Below are 16,547 nucleotides of genomic sequence, written 5' to 3'. Positions count from 1 at the left end.
GAATATCCCCGATCGCCTCATAAAGCCCGATCATGTCATAACCCACAAAACCAATTGCCCCACCAGCAAAAGGCAAATCACTCTCACTATTTTTAACCGTTAGATGATTGAGGTAATCCAAAGGATCTGCCGCAATCTCCTTTCCATTTTGAGTCAACTTGCCCTCGTCAAAACTGATGTCAAAAACGGGATTGTAAGCCACGATGGAAAAACGAGCATTTTCTTTTTCTCTGGGAATAGACTCCAAGATAACCTTATGTTTTCCTTGAATGCGTAAGTAAGCCAAAATAGGCGTCAAAGTATCAGCTGTTAAAATCGTTCTCATACATAGTCCTTTCTATTCTTGAAATATTTGGGTTATCAGCTGATTCGCCAGCCTTTATCGCGTCTTTTCATCAGTCACCTCCAAGGTAAAGAAAAAGCCCCACACAGCAAAAAATAGCTGTGTGAGGGCGTCTATTTAGCGCGGTGCCACCTCATCTTGACGGAAAAAAGTTATCAAACTGCCGTCATCTCTATCTCCTCTAACAAGGAGTTGCACGATAAGGGGTGTCTACCTGAAACTTGCCGCCCATAACCTGCCTAGATCATCAGCGTTCATTTCACTATTATAGGATTGAAAATCTTATCACCATATAAAACAAAAACCCTCACACAGAAAAAAACTATCTGTGTGAGGGCGTCTATTTTAGCGCGGTGCCACCTCATTTTGACGGAAAAAAGCTATTAAACTGCCGTCATCTCTATCTCCTCCAACAAGGAGTTGCACGATAAGGGGTGCCTACCTGAAAAACATGTGTTATTTTCAACCATTACCATCAGCCCAATTTTCACAAAAAAACATTACCCATTCGCAGTTACCATGGGCTCCCTGAAAATCATTTTCTGTTACTTTCTGATTGCCTTATATTATACGAGCTTCAAATAGGCTTGTCAATAGATTTTTTTAAATTTTCTAAAAATATTGTTTTCATTAAAAAAATCTCTTAACCAAACGAGGTTAAGAGATGAGTTTTTTTATTCAATGGTTAGGTGCACGATTTTCTTATCCGTCACGATGAGTTGCTCTAAGTGGTTGAACAGCCTTATCAGCCAAGTAAAGGCCAACAAGAAAGCGCTGATTTCAAAGGCAGTCAAAGACAAGTAGTGCACACCTTGGAAGGCAATCTGCAAGACAACTAGCATGCCACCAATGGCGTAAGACATAATCAAAAAGTCCTTGGTGACATTGGGCAGTAGCCAGCGAACACTGATGATTAAAGCGATGATAATCAAAACCAAATAGCCTGCCACACGCGTATGAAGAACATGAGAATTGGCATTATTTGGGAAATAACCAACCGCTCCCAAATCAAGCCCCAGCAAGGTCAACATCACGCGCATCAGCGTCAATTTCCAGTTTTTAGCGTATTTTTCACCCAAGGCGACAAAGAGGTAATCCACCAAGGTCACTAAAATCAAGGCAGACAGCATCAAAGTCAAGTTGAATTGCCAACTGTCCCTTGCCTCTTGCGTGCCTAGGAAACTCAGGTTAAAGTGCCACCATTCCCTAGAACTATTGGAAGCCATGGAAGCAAAGACACCGCTAATCATGATAATGGTAAATACAGTGGTCAACCAAGTCGCCCTAATCTGCTCTGCTATTTGTCCCCAAAAAACGCTGACAGCATAAAGGGCAGCGCCCAAAATCAAGCTAGCCGTGAATTTGTCAAAGGATGCTCCTGTGAAAATCTGCTCCAAAAGCCAGCCCAAAGCCAGCAAGGCCAGCAGCAAAATCACCGTAAAAGATGCCACGATGATAGGCAACATCCGCCAGAATACACGCGCCTTTAGTCCTCCTAAAAATAGCTGACGGTTTCGAATCAAATTGATGGTGAAAACCGTCATCCCTAAAACCCCCGCAAAAGCAATCAGGAAGGTAATAATCGAATAATCCCCCACTAATAAAATTTGGTTTCTATTTTGAAGAGCACTAAGGGCATAAAAAAGCGAACATAGAACCAGTGTTGCCACGATGACGACCCAGCTGGATAGCGTCTGACGCTTGGGTTCTTCGCCCGTTTGGATGAGCAGGCGATTGACATCTAACTCCGCTTCTATCACCTGCCCCTTCTCCAAATGGAGCTGCTGAGCAATCTCTTGGTTTAAAACAATTCGAACATTTTCATTTGCCATACCTACCATTATAATACGCCTACGGAAACTTGTAAAACCTAGGAGAACGTTTACATCATAAAAACCAATCTGCCAAGGCAAATTGGTTAATGACTTGGGTTAAGAAGGCGCACCAGCCAGCGATAAACCAGAAAGGCCAGTACACCACCCAAGGTATTTGTCCATAAGTCATCAATCTCAAAAACACGGTTGGCATTGTACAAGACATCCACCAACAATTGCGTGCTTTCAATGCCTAGGCTAATCAAGAAGGCTAAAAGCGCTGCTTGGCTCAGACTTCGCCACCTTGGAAAAAGGGCAATCAAGCCCAACATCAAAGGAAAGAGTAAAAAGACATTCATGACATTTTGGAGAATGACCCAAAAGATTTCCTTGAAACCTTCTAATTGCCCAAAGGACAAAAAGGTATTAAAAGGTACAAGCAATAAACGCAAACGACCGTGAGCAATCAAGTTTGGGGTTTCGACACCATCAATGATAATGGGTTGTGGAGAAAAGCACATCCAAGCTACCATGAGGGCGTAGAGAATTACCAAGATGCGCGTTAGACGACGCATGGAAGGCACGAGTTCCCCACGGCTATCCAACCAATTAGGCATCTGCTTGCTCTTTCACCGCTGCTTTTTGACGGTCTTTTTTCATGGTATTTGAACGCAATTGACCACAAGCCGCATCAATATCAGTTCCGTGTTCTTGACGCACCACACAATTAACGCCGTTTTTCTTGAGCACATCGTAGAAGGCTGCCACACGCTCCTTACTTGAGCGGCTATATTGGTCGTGCTCTGATACAGGGTTGTAAGGAATCAAGTTGATGTAAGATAATTTGCGGATTTTCTTGGTTAAATCAGCCAATTCTTGAGCATTTTCTGGCGAATCATTGACACCGTTTAGCATGATGTATTCAAAGGTTACACGGCGGTTAGTGGTTTCAATGTAGTATTCAATCGCTGAAAAGAGTTTTTCCAGTGGGAATGAACGGTTGATGCGCATGATTTGAGAACGCAATTCATTGTTTGGCGCGTGAAGAGAAACCGCAAGGTTGACTTGCAAGCTTTCTTGGGCAAATTCACGGATTTTATGAGCCAAACCTGAAGTTGATACGGTAATATGGCGGGCACCAATAGCCAACCCATTGTCATCGTTAATGGTGCGTAAAAAGCGCAGCACATTGTCATAGTTATCAAATGGTTCACCAATTCCCATGACCACCACATGGCTGACGCGTTCACCTTGATGACGTTCGTCAAAGTATTTTTGCACCATCATGATTTGTGATGTGATTTCACCGCTGGTCAAGTCACGTTGTTTTTTAATCAAACCGCTGGCACAAAACGAACAACCGATGTTACAACCCACTTGGGTCGTCACGCAGACTGACAAACCATAGTGTTGACGCATCAATACGGTTTCAATCAGCATGCCATCTGGCAATTCAAATAAGTATTTCACCGTTCCGTCAGAAGCTTCTTGAACAATGCGTTGTTTCAAAGGATTGACGCAGAAATTCTCATTTAAAACCGCGATAAAGTCTTTAGAGATGTTGGTCATTTCTTCAAAAGATTGGACGCGTTTGCGGTACAACCAATCCCAAATTTGTGTCGCACGGAATTTCTTTTCCCCGTGTTCAATCGCCCATTCAATCAATTCATCGCGTGTCAAGCCATAAATAGAAGGCTTAACTTCTTTTGTTTCTGTTTGCATGTTGTAAATACAAAATCCTTTCTATCGTTTCTTTTTGGAAATCACAAAATGGTGTGATGTCGAAGTAACTTCTTTTTTGGTCTGACGTTCAGTCAGTGGTTTTTGTTTTTTATCAGAGTGGTGTTTTTTGGTAAAAAATTTGTGATGAGAGCGTTCACGCCCTTTGTCATTCATTTCTTTTGATGCGGACGCTGAGCGCTTGCTATGTCGGCTGCTTTTACCTTTTCGGCGCTCATCTGCCTTTTCCTTTCTCGGTGACTTGTTTTCGAGCACAAAGTAAGCACACCCAAAATTACAATATTCTTTTAAATAGTCTTCTAAATGCGAAATGCAACGTGATTTTTTGACATATCTGTCATCTTTATAAAATCCCTTAAGACGTAACTGGTCGTTGCCCCAGTCACCAACAATGTAATCGTATTTGAGCAAAATATCTGAAAAACGTTGGCTAAAGACAGTCACATCAAGGGCATCTTTTGTATTTTCCAAAATGAACAACTCAATCGTTTCACTTTTAATACGGTCAGGAAAGGCCACAAACTGTGGACCAGGAAACTTGTTGTAGTTGTACATTTCAGGAGAGATCTCTTTTCTCATCGGTCTCCTCTCAATCCATAGTTAAACGCATGCTGCCAGCAAAAAACTTGCTCATTAAAAAAGCTTGGTGGCAGTCGTAACCTTTTTATTATACACTATTTTTTGATTTTTGAAAATCGCCAACCGCTAGTCGCTAGAAAGCTTCCAATAGACTAAAAAAGAAGCTTGTCAGGTTCTTTTGACGCACTTCTTTTTTCTTTTGGTTGACAAACGAGGCTTAACTCCCACTTCTTGCTGATTTGCGACGTTTAAACAGCACATACCCTAAAATCTGACCCAGACACACAATCGCGTAGCAAAGTGCCCAAACAAAGAAGGTTTCCCATTTCATTGCCGTGGTCTGATAAATCCCTTCGTGGTTAATCGAGCGAACAAATATCAGTAAACTGACATCTAAAAAAACAAACAAAATGGCCAAGTTAAACCAGATGATAAAGCGCTTCTGCCAGTTTTTCATAAGTTACTCCTACAAACAATCTATTATTTACGCTTAGTGACATTGTAGCGGAGAAAGCTTAAGAAAAAATTAAAAAATTCATTAAAAAGCCCCTAGGACCTTCTTTCTGCTAGGAGAAGAAGAACTAGGAGCTTTGTTTGTTTATTTATCCGTGTCACGAAGATAGTCAATGGCTTTTTGAACCGTTGTGACAGGGACGATTTTCATATCTGTATCGATGCTTTTGGCAGCCTCAACCGCTTCTTCATAGTTGGTCTTAGCATCGGGGTCTTGCTTCAAGGTTTCCTCATCTACCGGGTTATTTGGCACGAAGAAAATATCCGCACCTGATTTTGCCGCAGAGATAACCTTAAGAGCCGCTCCACCGATGTCGCCCACAGAACCATCACTTTCAATGGTTCCTGTTCCAGCAATCTTGCGCCCTTTACGAAGGTTTTCTTGGGTCAATTGGTCGTAAATATCAAGGGTGAACATCAAACCAGCACTTGGACCGCCGACACCACTGGTGTGAAAGTCAACAGGAATGTCTGACGATACTTTGGTATGGTCCACCAAACCAATACCAATTCCATTTTTACCATTTGACAATTCAATGATTTTACCCGTTGCTTCTTTGGCCTTGCCGTCTAAAGTGTATTGAACCGTTACTTCAGAACCCAAATCCAAATCAGCCACATAAGCCATCAGCTCTGCCGAACTGTTAAAGGTCTGACCGTTAATGCCAGTTACAGTATCGGCGATGTTTAAAATGCCCTTGAAGGTTGAATTATCGCTGACGTTTAGGACATAAACCCCTTCATAATCAAGAGTAACAGGTTGGCCAGCCAAAGTCAGTGCTTCATAAGTAGCTGTATTTTGTGAGGTCTGCATATAATAATCATTGATACGCAGGTAATCCTCATTACTGTAACCACCTGTGGTTTCCTTAGCTGTGGAAATCTCGGTATGCGGGGTCAACCAAGCATAAACCAGCTGGGCTAAGGTCGCCTGACTGACCGATACCGCTACAAAATTATAAGACCCTTCTTCGTCATCCTCTTTATTATTAACCGTCAGAACACTGCGCACATCATAGGCACCACCAGGCATTTCGATATAGTAATTCAGCGGGTAAAAGAGGCTAAACAGGAGAAAAAGAACTCCCACAACACCTACAATCCACCACTTAAAACGCTTCAAAAAATGACCGACTTTGCCGAGTGTCTTCTTAAAGCCATTGTTTTTTGTCATTAATTTCCTCCACTTTTGTCATCACACTTTTTGGCACAAAATCAGCAATATCTGCTTGAAAAGCAATCAATTCACGAATGCGGCTCGACGAAATGTGTTGCCACTGAGGCGCTGTCAGCAAAAAAACACTCTCAATCTCTGCTGCCAAATGGTGATTGTAAAAGGCCAAATCTGCCTCGTATTCCAAATCTTTAGCATTTCGAAGACCACGCACCAAGTAGCCAACACCCAAACGCTTGGCAATAGCTACCGCCAAGGAATCGTGCGCCATAATCACCGTCACATTGGGAAAAGCCGCCAAAGCTTCTTCCAGCATTTGCTTGCGTTCTTCCACGCTAAAAAAACCTTTTTTATCACGATTGTAAAAAATGCCCACATACAGCTTATCAAACAAGCGACTTGCACGCGCAATGATATCCAAATGCCCATTTGTCACAGGGTCAAAAGAACCCATCATTAAACCAATTTTAGCCATATGCTTTCCTTTCCAATAGCTCTTATCTCACGTAAACCGTGACCTTGCTAATACCGTAGGTCTTTTGCTTCCAAATACCAAAACGAGAAATCTCCTCAGGCAAATCCACCGCCTTATCGGACTCACAGACAATCATGACCTCCTCAGACAAAAGCCCAGCATCCTCCAAATCCGTGATGTTTTTGATAATCTCTTCCTTGGCATAAGGCGGGTCTAAAAGCACCAAATCAAACGGACCTTTGAGCACACCAATTGCTTTATTGGCATCCATTTTCAACAAATGAAACTGGTTTTGGGCCTTGGTCATCTTGATATTTTCCGTAATAATAGCCTGCGCTTGACGGTTGCGTTCCACCAAGACCGCCTCGTCCATACCGCGCGAAATAGCCTCAATAGCTAGACTGCCACTTCCCGAAAACAAATCCAAGACCCGTCCTCCATCAAAGTAAGGACCAATCATATTAAAAATGGCTCCCTTGACCTTGTCCGTCGTTGGGCGCGTGATTTTTCCATCTAGCGTCTTTAAAGGACGCCCTCCAAATGTTCCTGCTACAACTCTCATGACACCTATTATAGCAAAAAACAGGGCAATTGCCTTAAAAAACGATAAACTCTAAACGCTATTGACACAATTTTTTAGGATTGATATAATCTGATGAGAAGAATATTATTTTTGGAGGAATGATACATGAAAAAGACGGTCAAACTTGCCGTGCTCTTCATGGCAGCTGCCCTTATGGGAATGACTCCAGATCAAGGATTTTTGCCATCATCAAGTGACAATACAGCAATTGTCTTGGCAGATAGTCACACATCAACAACAAAAGCCAGCACTAAAACAAAAATAAAGAAATCAACTAAAAACAAGAAACTTAACCGAGCTAAAAAAACAGTTAAACAACTAGAAGATGACCAAACCAGAAGCAATTTAGCATACGCTAAAGCAACCGTTGATAATCTTCCTGATTCAACTCAGAAAGAAGCCTTAAACCAACGCATTAATCTTGTCGAACAAAACATCGTCAATGAAGAAGCTAAGACAGCCGTTAAAAACTTAGAAGATAACCACAATCGCGATAACTTGCAAGCTGCAAGAAATCAAGTGAATTTGGTATCTGACGAGGAAACAAAAGCTGACCTTAACAACCGCACGAATTTGGTAGAACAGGCCATTCTCATCACAGAAGCCGATGATGCGGTCAAATACTTAGAAGACAATCAAAGTCGCGACAATATTGCAAATGCCACAGATAAAACCAACTTGGTTAACGACAAGGGCACAAAAGCAAGCCTACAAAATCGTATCACCCTTGTTGAAAATGCCATTTCTACAAAAGAATTAATCGAACAACAAGCGCAGGCCCAAGCTCAAGCACAAGCTCAGGCTCCTGCTGCCCAACAAGATGATACCACACAAGTTTATATCACTCGAACTGGAAAACGTTACCACTTCAGCCCTGGTTGTCCTGGTTTAAATAATGCTAAAAGCACCACACAAGTTACTCTATCTGACGCAGAAGCTCGAGGCTTAACGAAATGCCAACGTGAATAACATAAAAAGTTGTTAGAAGATTTTCTAACAACTTTTTTGTTTGCATCTTATTCTTCCTGTTAGAGAATGTTTTCGTAGGTATTACGCACTTCTTTTGGCCATACACTTGATTGGACTTCTCCAATGTGTTTTTTACGGAGCAAGAACATTGCTAGGCGTGATTGTCCGATACCACCACCGATAGTGAGTGGGAATAGACCGTTTAAGAGGGCGCGGTGCCACTCTAATTCTAAGCGGTCTTCGTCACCAGTAATTTTGACTTGGCGTTTTAGGGCTTCTTCGTCCACACGAATACCCATTGATGACAATTCCAAGGCAGAGTTCATGGTTTCATTCCAAACAATGATATCACCATTCAAACCGTGGTAACCATTTTCTGATTCAGAAGTCCAGTCATCGTAGTCTGGGGCACGACCGTCATGAGGTTTTCCGTCTGGTAAAACACCCCCGATACCAATAAGGAAAATCGCACCGTATTCTTTAGCGGCAGCATTTTCACGCTCTTTTGGTGTTAAATCAGGGTAACGCTCCACCAATTCTTCTGTGTGGATAAACGTAATGGTTTTTGGCAAAACCGCTTCAATATCAAAGCGTACTTCAACGGCTAATTCTGTCAATCGAATGGCTTTATAGACTTGCTCCACCGTTTCTTTCAAATAATCAATGTCACGGCGTCCATTTGGGATGACTTTTTCCCAGTCCCATTGGTCCACATAAATCGAATGAATAGGGTCCAGTTCGTCTTCGTCTGGTCTTAGAGCTTTCATATGAACAAAAAGCCCTTCCCCTTCATTGAAGCCAAAGCGTGCTAAGGTATGACGTTTCCACTTCGCTAATGAATGAACCACTTCGTACTCAGCATCAGTGATTTCTTTCACATGGACAGATACGGGATTTTCAATACCATTCAAATTATCTTGCATTCCATCCCCGACCTGGCTAAGAATAGGTCCTTGCACTTCAACAATGCCAAGTTTATCGATCAAGTACTGAGTGAATGTATTCTTGACAAAAGAAATCTCCTGCTGTTGATGAATAAAGCTTTTCTTCATATGCTCCTCCTTAAAATCTTTTTCCCTAATAAACAAGCTCTCAAGTGCCATTCATTAGAATTGTCATACAACAATGGAGTTATTATACACCTATTTGTCTAAAAAAGAAATACTCTTTTGAAAATTTCTAAAATTTTTTAGTTTTAATGTTATATTATCTAACATATTTGGTTATATTCTCCCTAAAAAATCAAAAAAGCCGCTAGGACAAGCTTGTCCCACCAGCTTAATGGTTTGGAGATTCTTTTAGAAAATGGGCTTTTTACCGTCAAGCAAGCGGCTTGGTTTTGGTGGTAATTGGCATAGATGTAGCAACCACGAAGAGCAAAGATCAAGGTAATTCAACCAACGATGTAGAATCAAGGATTCCTGCTCATTGAGTAATATTGCGGACTAATGAGAGCCCACATATTCCAAAGATTGAAAGACAAGACAGCTACCAAGACAAATACGATGTTAAGTTGCCAGCTAGCTCCAATACGTGTGCCACGTTTTTCCCAGAACAAACCTGGTACCACACAGATAATGACTTGTGTGAAAATCCAGAATTTAAATATTGATTCATCGTGCAATTCCACGCGCAAGAGATTGACACTGACAAAGAAAATCAAAACTTGCAAACAAGCATCAAAATAATAGCCTTTTGCAAAGTAGTGCCCTTGCCCCAAATCTCTTCTCTTTCATAGGTCACCGCACGCCACAAGCAATACAGCTCAAAAGCCACCCAAACGACTTCACCAAAGGTTCCAAGCAAGAAGAACCAAAAATGGTCATATCGCAAGTAGGCAGAAAGAAAGACCCAAATCCCCATAAAATCAGCAGCACAATAAAAAGTATGCATCCATAGCGGATAAGATCCACTTTTTTTCACAATCAACGATTAAAAACGAGTACACGCAAACTAAAAATCCCAAAATAAGATAATGATAATCATTGTCAAGGTTAGTGCAAAACGAGTTTCTCCAAGGGTCACGTCACAAAATCTTGCAAGGTCACATCAACCTTAGGATAATGGTCAAATATGAAAAAACGTGATGTCTCCTTTATTTTTCTTCATCAGTGAAGATTTTCTATGTAATCATTATAATGAACACAGATACCTATAATAGAATCAAAAGATGTGGATGACATCACCGTCACCGAACTTGCCAAGTTAGCCAATATCGACCGCAGAGGCTAGCTCGCAATTAGACGACATCCTCAACGCACAGGAAGAATTTGATTTTTTGCTCTTTTTTAGCGAGCTAAATCAAATCATGAAAAGCCACCTGAGTTTTTACCAAATCATCGCTCAGAAAAATGCCTATGCTTACTTGATTAAAGATTTTTCACGAATTTTGGAAAAAGGATTGGGCCAACACTACCTGAAAAACCATTCTAGCTTTGAAAACCGTCTTAAAATCAGGTATATGGTAAATGGTATTATGGGAGTCTATATTAACTGGCTGGCACGTCCTGAAAATATCTCTGAAAACGAATTGATTGTCATTCTCAGTGAAATGCTAGAACACAACCTTTGCATACTAATAGACAAATAACCTTGGTGACTAGCACCAAGGTTATTTGTCTTGTCAAAGCAGTTTAGATGACATGGTAACGTTTCAAAATTTTTTCGATGTCTGTGCCTTCGGTCTTTCTTAGGGCTTGTTTCAAGATGAATTTTTCAACGAAATTCAAGTCCAAATCTGTGATTGGTTTGCCATCACGCAAGGCAACGGTAGCACGCAACAAGTCACGCACATCGTAGGTACTACCCCATACTTCTGGCACCCCACGGTCAATGTCTAACAAAGTATAAACAGCTTCCATACCTGTACGGATAGAATATTCCGTGGTGAAAATGGTATCGCGTTCGGTTTCGGCAAATTGACCTAGGAAGGCAAAATTGACAGCACCATCAGGCACAACGTTTGGACGGTCGCCTTTTTCACGTGGCATAAAGAAGGCAGTGATGTAAGGCATCATGCAAGGAACGGTTTTGGCACTGTTTGTCGCAAGGTCTTCAATCTCATCGACGGGAACACCCATGTGATAAAGCCATTCTTCACAGATTTCTTTACCTGTACAATCACGCATTGTTTTTTTAACAAAGTCACCTTCCTTGTCAGAGAAAAGAGCATACACCCAAACCACCAATTCGTTTTCCGGTTGTGAACGGAATTGTGGTTGACGGTTGACTGTCCAACTCAATAACCAATTAGAATCACGCGCCGTTACAATACCACCTGTCACAACTTTTCCTGAAAATGGGTCACGTTTACAAATCTTTTGAATATAAGCTGGAATCTTATCATCCAAGGTCGTCACAGTCGCACTCATCCAGTTGGATTGTTCGGGGTCATAACAGAATTTATCAGGGTGACCAAAGGAGTCATCTTGAGCAGCAATCTTACGCCACATATCCCAACCGCTACCTTCACGAATGGTCTTGTTGAAGCTTGCTGGGCTGTCTTGGCTACCATAACTTGAATTTTCTACACAACCACCATTTGTGATAAAGACTAAATCATCTTCTGTCAAATCAATGCAGTCTTCTTTACCGTCATGAATAATGTCAATGCATTTTGCAACTTTTTTGTCTTTTTGGCAATCAAATTCGACATTGACCACCTTCGTGTCGTAATGGAATACCACGCCAAAGGAATTGAGGTAGCTGACCATTGGTAAAATCATGGATTCGTATTGGTTATAACGAGTGAAACGCAAGGCTGTAAAATCAGGCAAACCACTAATATGGTGAATGAAACGTTTGATATACAATTTCATTTCAAGGGCAGAATGCCAATTTTCAAAGGCAAACATGGTGCGCCAGTACAACCAAAAGTTAGAATCAAAGACTTCATCGTCAAAGACTTCGTTGATGCGTTTGTTGTACAAATCTTCATCAGGGGTGAAGAATAATTTCATGATTTCCATGGCTGCCTTATCAGATAAACCAAATTTCTTGTCAGTATGAGCATCTCGCCCTTGTTTTTCTGTCGCACGGCAGAGAGAATAGTTGGGGTCGGCTTTATTGAGCCAATAATATTCATCCAAGACACTCACGCCATCGGTTTCAATAGATGGAATAGAGCGGAACAAATCCCACATACACTCAAAATGATTATCCATTTCACGACCACCACGCATGACATAGCCAATATCAGCGTATTGATAGCCATCACAAGCCCCACCAGGAATGGGGTCTTTTTCTAAAATATGAATGTTTTTCCCTGGCATTTGCCCATCTCGCACGAGGAAACAAGCCGCAGACAAGGCTGCCAAACCAGAGCCAATCAAATAAGCAGACTTATGCTCAACGCCTTCTGGTTTCAAAGGGCGAGCAAATGCTTCGTAATTTCCGCTTGAATAATACATATTGATGACCTCCACTATTTTTAATCGCTTTCATTTTAGGCATTTACCCATACAAAGTCAATAAACAAATGCTTGGAAGTGATAAAAACTTTATCATTTTAGGGGTTTTGATAAGTTTTTGGACGCAAAGCCCCTCAAGGTCCCAATCAGTGGATCATGTATCAAGCTGGTCAATTGTACTACCAATTCTTGATAATCTGCCTTCATGTCTGACTTGACCCAGTCCAATAACGTACCAATCAAGGCATATTTGTAAAAATTCGTGACAAAAAGCCCTTCCTTGTCCTTCAGGCTAATGCCAGCAGTCGCCACGCTTTTTTCAATGAGTTGGCTCATCAAATGATGGATCACCAGATGCAAATAACGCTCAATCTGCTCACGGCTAACCGCGTGGTAAACACTCATGATAAAGAGCTCGTCTTTTTTAATCATCTCAAAAACGTGCTGCAAAGCCATCTCCCAACTCTCAGTGCTTGGTGCTGCTTGAAAAATAGCATTGGCATCCTCAACAAACGACCACTCCACCAAATCATAAATATCCTTGAAATGGTAGTAAAAAGTCATCCGACTAATCCCACACTCATCTGCCAAGTCTTGAATTGTAATCTTGCTCAAGGGCTTCTCCAGAAGCAGACGCTTCAGCGCCTCCTCCAAAGCCCGTTTGGTTACCTGTGTCATTTGCGCCCTCTCTTATCATTATCCCTACCATTATACCAAAAACATAAGCCCAACCAGATGGTCAGTCTTATGTTTACTTTTTAAGACTTTTGAATCATTTAGGATTTTAGTCCACGTAAATTTATCAAGGTAGCTTTTTTATACAAAACTTACCGTAGATTTTTGATAGTATTAACTGACTGATTAACATCAGTAAGATTTGAAGCAATTGTTGTATTCGTACGAGCAATGTCAGCAGTAAGAGCAATATGAGTCATTTCTAGAGCATTAGAGTACTCTAATAACTCAATCATACGGTCTTGATTAATAAGCTATTCTTCCTAAAAAATCCCATTTCTTACTCTACTTTTCTTCTTTATCAGTTGTTCGAATCTCTTTCTTTACTTCATCAATAGCAGATTTGACAATATTCTTTGATACTTTTGTTACTGAGTTAGCCACTTTTAAACTTTTTTGACCTAACTCTTTGAAATCTTCAGAGTTAAATTCTATTTTTTCTTCTGTACCATCTTGCTTAGCTAAGAAAACATAAATTGCTATAAAAGCTGACGAAAGGAGTGTCAGGAAAAATCCAATCCCAAAAGAAGCTCCTAACCGAGTAAGTGACTCTTGGTTTGCCATAAAATCACCAATTGCAAAAATAAGTATCAAAACTGAAAGAATTAATAGTGCTAACTTGCGTTTTCGACCTAACGTTTCTGAACCTATCATTGATAACACTAAAATAACTAAAAACATCACTCCAAAACAATAACCATCGTTAAATATATCGTTAACAGCATCTAATGTATAAGAATTGTAAACAATCCAAGGCATAAAGATAGAAATAAAGCCAATAATAGATGAAGTTGCGACATAGATACGTTTATAGTTCATCATTATCTCCTTTAATCAACCTTGTAATAAAACGCACTTGGGTCTGTGTAATTATATTGTTGCCCAGTCCAAATACGATCTTTACTAACATCTGACACTTCATTTTCGAGGGTGTCTGTTACAAAGAATGTTCCTTGGGGTGCAAACTTAATCATATAGCTACCTGTTGGAGCAGCTGAAACACTAGTACTAAATATACTATTTTCAACAGTTGCATTATTAAATGGGTCTACAGTAAGATTGTCTCCTACAATGCCGTTTGCATTAAAAGTAAGGACACCTCCCTTAGTATTTTGCCATGTTCCAGCGATTGAACTGTAATCTTTATTTTGGATAGCATTAATATCCATTTGGGCATCAGCAGCATCAAAAGCAGATTGCCAAGTGAGAGTACTGTAATCCAATGTTTCAACATCTTGTAAGCCATCATCTGCTGTCTCTCCAATTTTATAATCTAACTCTTTGATAATATCCACACCTGTATTGTCAGATTTAAGCTGATAATCCGTTATAGTCCCCTCTCCATTAAATGAAGAGATGTCCATGTAAGATACTTGACCGTTTTTATAAATAGAAAATCCTTGACGAACACCGCCTACTGATGAAACATTAGATGACACTAGCTCTGTTGGAACACCATTCTCTAAATAGTAGAGTGCATAGGCAAAGCTGCCATTTCCAACAATCATTTCATCTGTTCCGTTCCCGTCAATGTCATAAAAAGTGTGCTTTCCGACACGATACTCATTTGGATATGAAGCGATAATATCTGCGTAAAGTTCTTCATCAGATTTTTGTGGTTCTTCCGATGAAGATGATTGCGTTTCTGTGCTTGATGAAGGCTTGGTTGATGAAGATGTTTGACTAGTCTTAGCTTTTGTACTGCTTGTACTTTTAACGTTATCCGTTTTTGTCCCACAAGCTGTTAATATGGCTGCACAAGATAATAGACCAATAATACACTTAAACTTTTTCATGATATTCTTCTTTTTCATATAAAACAACTAACAAGCAACTAGGCTTGTTTGCTTCATTTTTAACAATCTTTTCTCCCTTTTAATTTTATTGCTCCAAACATTCCCATGGCAGTAATAGCTAATCCCATGAGCGTAAATGTTGCTGTATTGTCATCACCTGTATTTGGAAGTTCAGCAGTTGCTTGATAAGTTGGAACGCCTCGGCGGTCAATCACTTTTTGTGTTTCTGCTTTTGTCACTACCTCATGATAAGCTGCTTGGCCATTAGTATCTGTTTGTGCAGATTCACTTGGTTTTGTATCTGTTGTTGGAGTTACAGGAGTTTCTGGTTTGTCTGGTGTTGTTGGTGTATTAGGCACAACAGGTTCATCTTTCTTAGAATCAACTTCTTTAATTTGTTCATCAAGTGAAGCAATTTCTGAAGTGAGTGTTGCAATGTCTTGTTCAATTGAGGCTTGTTTATCACGAGCTTCATTGAGTTCTACGCCCAGTTTACGAAGTAGATCTGGTGTATGCGCAAGTTGGCTGTTAGGATCAAGATCTTCAATTTTACCACCATTTGATAGATATCTATTCATTTGGTCATCAAACCATTCTTGAAGACCTTTGATGTTTTCTCCTTGTTGAGCCACAGCCACTTTAGCATCTGCAAGTTCTTGTTCTTTAGCTTCTTTGGTTTTTTCAAGTTCAGATTTTTCATCAACAATAGGTGTTGTTGGTGTATCATCACATCACCTTTATCGTTGTTATTCAATTCGTCTTGAGCTTTTACAAGGGCATCATAACGAGCTTTTACTTCTTCGTATTTAGCTTGAGCGGCGTCACTTGTTTCTTTCAATGTCGCAAGTTTTGCAAGTTCTGTTTCAAGCTCAGCTTTTGCTGTTGCCAATTTTGCGTCGGCTTCTGTTTTAGCGGCTGTTGCTTTACTCAAATTGTCTTTGCTGTTTTCAAGACGATTCAAGTAGTTGATAGCATCTTCCAATGATTGTTTAGCCGCAGTTACAGCATCAATTGCATCACTCAATGCTTGTTGTTTTTCTGTTGAAACGCTTTGAAGTTCATTCAATTTAGCGATTTCTTTAGCAAGCGCATCTTTAGCTTCTGTCCATGCAACAATTTTATCAGCCAAATCAGCTTTCGCTTGTTTCAAAGTTTCTTCTTTTTCAGCTTGACTTGCATGAATAGCATCAAGAGCTTTTTGTGCTGTTTCAACATTTGCTTTGGCTGTTGCAAGGTCAGCTTGAGCTTTAGCCAAATTAGCTTTGGCAGTAGCTGTTTGTTCGGGAACAGCAACAGCGGCGTCATATTTAGCTTGAGCATTAGACAACGCTTGTTTTGCGTCAGCTAAACGTTGTTCTGCATCAGCTTTCTTAGTTTCAGCTTCTGTTTTAACAGCAGTTGCTTTAGCTTTTGTGTT

General features: G+C 40.5%; 18 protein-coding genes and 2 pseudogenes. 2 read left to right on the top strand and 18 right to left on the bottom strand.

Translation table 11 applies throughout. The features are described 5' to 3' along the window. From B3R79_RS06850 to rsmD, 9 genes and pseudogenes are all read right to left on the bottom strand, one after another. A pseudogene (locus B3R79_RS06850) lies at positions 1-325 on the bottom strand (anthranilate synthase component I); the annotation flags it as partial. A 692-nt stretch (positions 326-1,017) separates the two neighbouring features. Further along, positions 1,018-2,175 carry a permease gene (locus B3R79_RS06845; protein ID WP_204984626.1) on the bottom strand — a complete coding sequence of 386 codons (1,158 nt, stop codon included), beginning with the start codon at positions 2,173-2,175 and terminating at the stop codon, positions 1,018-1,020. Between the two features lie 86 nt (positions 2,176-2,261). After that, the gene (locus B3R79_RS06840) at positions 2,262-2,774 is read right to left on the bottom strand and encodes a VanZ family protein (protein WP_293695898.1); all 513 of its coding nucleotides are present in this window, start codon (positions 2,772-2,774) and stop codon (positions 2,262-2,264) included. Beyond that, on the bottom strand, positions 2,767-3,879 hold the full coding sequence (gene rlmN / locus B3R79_RS06835) for a 23S rRNA (adenine(2503)-C(2))-methyltransferase RlmN (RefSeq protein ID WP_154454473.1): 1,113 nt from the start codon (positions 3,877-3,879) through the stop codon (positions 2,767-2,769). Before rlmN ends, B3R79_RS06840 begins: the two co-directional genes overlap by 8 nt. Positions 3,880-3,900: 21 nt before the next feature. Then, the gene (locus B3R79_RS06830) at positions 3,901-4,476 is read right to left on the bottom strand and encodes a YutD family protein (protein ID WP_293695895.1); all 576 of its coding nucleotides are present in this window, start codon (positions 4,474-4,476) and stop codon (positions 3,901-3,903) included. A 217-nt stretch (positions 4,477-4,693) separates the two neighbouring features. Beyond that, positions 4,694-4,933 (bottom strand): DUF3923 family protein, encoded by a 240-nt coding sequence (locus B3R79_RS06825; protein ID WP_168261245.1) that lies wholly within the window; start codon positions 4,931-4,933, stop codon positions 4,694-4,696. A 141-nt stretch (positions 4,934-5,074) separates the two neighbouring features. Beyond that, positions 5,075-6,163 (bottom strand): SepM family pheromone-processing serine protease, encoded by a 1,089-nt coding sequence (locus tag B3R79_RS06820; RefSeq protein WP_293695892.1) that lies wholly within the window; start codon positions 6,161-6,163, stop codon positions 5,075-5,077. Further along, entirely contained in the window at positions 6,141-6,638 is a 498-nt protein-coding gene (coaD, locus tag B3R79_RS06815) for a pantetheine-phosphate adenylyltransferase (protein WP_293695889.1), read from the bottom strand. Before coaD ends, B3R79_RS06820 begins: the two co-directional genes overlap by 23 nt. Before the next feature lie 22 nt (positions 6,639-6,660). Further along, positions 6,661-7,200, bottom strand: coding sequence for a 16S rRNA (guanine(966)-N(2))-methyltransferase RsmD (gene rsmD, locus B3R79_RS06810; RefSeq protein ID WP_293695886.1), 540 nt, complete (start codon positions 7,198-7,200; stop codon positions 6,661-6,663). A gap of 126 nt (positions 7,201-7,326) precedes the next feature. On the opposite strand from rsmD, the gene B3R79_RS06805 reads away from it, so the two are divergent. Next, positions 7,327-8,190, top strand: a complete 864-nt coding sequence (locus tag B3R79_RS06805) for a hypothetical protein (RefSeq protein WP_293695884.1) — start codon at positions 7,327-7,329, stop codon at positions 8,188-8,190. 59 nt (positions 8,191-8,249) lie between these two features. Here B3R79_RS06805 and asnA read toward each other — a convergent pair whose 3' ends face one another. From asnA to B3R79_RS06790, 3 genes are all read right to left on the bottom strand, one after another. Further along, positions 8,250-9,242, bottom strand: coding sequence for an aspartate--ammonia ligase (gene asnA / locus B3R79_RS06800; protein ID WP_235281308.1), 993 nt, complete (start codon positions 9,240-9,242; stop codon positions 8,250-8,252). A 359-nt stretch (positions 9,243-9,601) separates the two neighbouring features. Beyond that, entirely contained in the window at positions 9,602-9,910 is a 309-nt protein-coding gene (locus B3R79_RS06795; protein WP_240892612.1) for a hypothetical protein, read from the bottom strand. Beyond that, positions 9,850-10,083, bottom strand: coding sequence for a hypothetical protein (locus B3R79_RS06790; RefSeq protein ID WP_235281319.1), 234 nt, complete (start codon positions 10,081-10,083; stop codon positions 9,850-9,852). The genes B3R79_RS06795 and B3R79_RS06790 overlap by 61 nt, the downstream gene beginning before the upstream one ends. Positions 10,084-10,498: 415 nt before the next feature. On the opposite strand from B3R79_RS06790, the gene B3R79_RS06785 reads away from it, so the two are divergent. Continuing rightward, positions 10,499-10,780 (top strand): hypothetical protein, encoded by a 282-nt coding sequence (locus tag B3R79_RS06785; protein ID WP_235280864.1) that lies wholly within the window; start codon positions 10,499-10,501, stop codon positions 10,778-10,780. A gap of 43 nt (positions 10,781-10,823) precedes the next feature. Here B3R79_RS06785 and B3R79_RS06780 read toward each other — a convergent pair whose 3' ends face one another. The 6 genes and pseudogenes from B3R79_RS06780 to B3R79_RS06755 all read right to left on the bottom strand — a co-directional run. Next, a complete protein-coding gene (locus tag B3R79_RS06780; protein ID WP_204984633.1) occupies positions 10,824-12,599 on the bottom strand; it encodes an oleate hydratase in 1,776 nt (591 codons plus the stop codon). Positions 12,600-12,692: 93 nt separating this feature from the next. Next, the gene (locus tag B3R79_RS06775; protein ID WP_235280865.1) at positions 12,693-13,277 is read right to left on the bottom strand and encodes a TetR/AcrR family transcriptional regulator; all 585 of its coding nucleotides are present in this window, start codon (positions 13,275-13,277) and stop codon (positions 12,693-12,695) included. 342 nt (positions 13,278-13,619) lie between these two features. Further along, complete coding sequence (locus B3R79_RS06770; RefSeq protein WP_293695878.1) at positions 13,620-14,153, bottom strand: hypothetical protein; 534 nt, start codon at positions 14,151-14,153, stop codon at positions 13,620-13,622. An 11-nt stretch (positions 14,154-14,164) separates the two neighbouring features. Beyond that, on the bottom strand, positions 14,165-15,130 hold the full coding sequence (locus B3R79_RS06765; RefSeq protein WP_293695875.1) for a DUF6287 domain-containing protein: 966 nt from the start codon (positions 15,128-15,130) through the stop codon (positions 14,165-14,167). Between the two features lie 59 nt (positions 15,131-15,189). Further along, positions 15,190-15,708: an LPXTG cell wall anchor domain-containing protein gene (locus B3R79_RS06760; protein WP_293695872.1), complete on the bottom strand. Its 519-nt coding sequence runs from the start codon at positions 15,706-15,708 to the stop codon at positions 15,190-15,192. Beyond that, positions 15,705-16,547 (bottom strand): annotated as a pseudogene (locus tag B3R79_RS06755) (hypothetical protein); the annotation flags it as partial. The gene B3R79_RS06760 and the pseudogene B3R79_RS06755, both read right to left, overlap by 4 nt.

Source organism: Streptococcus sp. UBA3373 (assembly GCF_002360305.1).
GTDB classification, from domain to species: domain Bacteria; phylum Bacillota; class Bacilli; order Lactobacillales; family Streptococcaceae; genus Streptococcus; species Streptococcus alactolyticus.
The sequence above is the reverse complement of the archived record's forward strand: the minus strand, read 5'-3'. Positions and strand labels throughout refer to the sequence as shown.